The following is a 1,425-nucleotide window of genomic DNA, read 5'->3' on the forward strand; positions in this document are numbered from 1 at the left end:
GTCCCACTGTCCTTCCGTGTCGGGCCGGCCTGTCAAGGGCGCTCCTTCGTCGCGTCGCTACGCGATGGCCTTCGGCCACCCTTGACAGACCGTCCCGCCACGAAAAGCCGAAGACTGCCGGGAAACCCCCAAAGGAACGGGACGGAGGATCAATAGACATACAGCCGGATCAGGGATCCGTCGGGGTGGTCGGGGGCCACCTCGCCGGGCATCCGGGCCGACAACCATCCCCTGCGGGACCGCCCCCACGCCCCAGATCGCTACGCGCTCCTCCCGTCTCAGCGTCTACCGGCCGCCTGGGGTCGCTGCTGTCGCCGAAGGACAACGGATTCGTCATCCGGGGCCGTGGGCGCGACACATCGCTACGCGCTTCTCTTTCCTCAGCGTCTTTCGACCGTCTGGGGCTGATATCCGCACCAGATGACCACCAGGTCGGCGCGCGTGCCAGTCCTTATCGGATAGCTGGGCCGTGCCCGGCCCGCCAGTCGTCGAGGCGCTTGCGGATGCTGGGGACCATGGCCAGCCCATCCGTCTCCTGGGGCGCGAACCAGCGGACTTCGAAGGACTCGTCCGAGGTGCGGAGGGAGCCACCGGTGGGACGTGCGAGCAGGCAGATGGAGAACTCCTGGCTGACTTCTCCATCGTCGTAGGCGAATACGTGGCCGGGGTTGGTGTAGGTACCGACGATGCCGGTGACCTCGACGACGATGCCGGTCTCCTCGTAGGTCTCCCGGATCGCGCAGTCCGCGAGGGACTCGCCGAGCTCCATCCGGCCGCCGGGCAGGGCCCACATTCCGTTGTCGGTCCGGCGCTGGAGCAGCACCCGGCCGTCCTCACCCACGACGACGGCGGAGGCGGCGGGCACGAGACTGTTCGCCGCCGGGGCGCTGGGATCGTCTTCGTAGTCACGCCTGGCCATGGCCCTCCCCGATGTCGTGGCACGGTGCATCGTGCCACGACGGCCAAGCCCACAGGCGGGTATCGCGGACAACTCCGTGTCACCCGACCCACCCACGGCGTAGCTCTCCGGAGTATCAGCGGACGTCGTCCGCACGTCCAGCCCGCCTATGACCAGCCCCAGACGGCCCGCAGCCGCTGAGACGGGTGAAGCGCGTAGCGATCTGACGCGCCCGCCCATCCCGAATGCCGCTCTGTTCGGCATTTCGTGCAGGTATCAGCCCCAGACGGGCGGCGGACGCCGAGAAATGAGGAGCGCGTAGCGATCTGGCGCGGACGTCGACGCCGCTTGCGGCTGATGGGGCCGGATGCCCGGTCTGCCGGCGCCCGACCGCCCGCCTCATCGCCGAGGGGCCGTATCTCTCTGGAACGTCCGTCCCGTTCCTTTGGGGGTTTCCCGGCAGTCCTTGTCTTTCCGGGGCGGGTCGGTCTGTCAAGGGTGGCCGAAGGCCATCGCGAAGCGACGCG

At 68.6% G+C, this 1,425-nt stretch carries 1 protein-coding gene; it reads right to left on the reverse strand.

What is annotated here, in order from left to right; genetic code table 11:
* Window positions 1-451: 451 nt before the first annotated feature.
* The gene (locus tag ACFVXK_RS38665) at window positions 452-919 is read right to left on the reverse strand and encodes an NUDIX hydrolase (protein ID WP_389622095.1); all 468 of its coding nucleotides are present in this window, start codon (window positions 917-919) and stop codon (window positions 452-454) included.
* Window positions 920-1,425: the final 506 nt, after the last annotated feature.

Source organism: Streptomyces sp. NPDC058157, assembly GCF_042884105.1.
Taxonomy (GTDB): Bacteria; Actinomycetota; Actinomycetes; order Streptomycetales; family Streptomycetaceae; genus Streptomyces.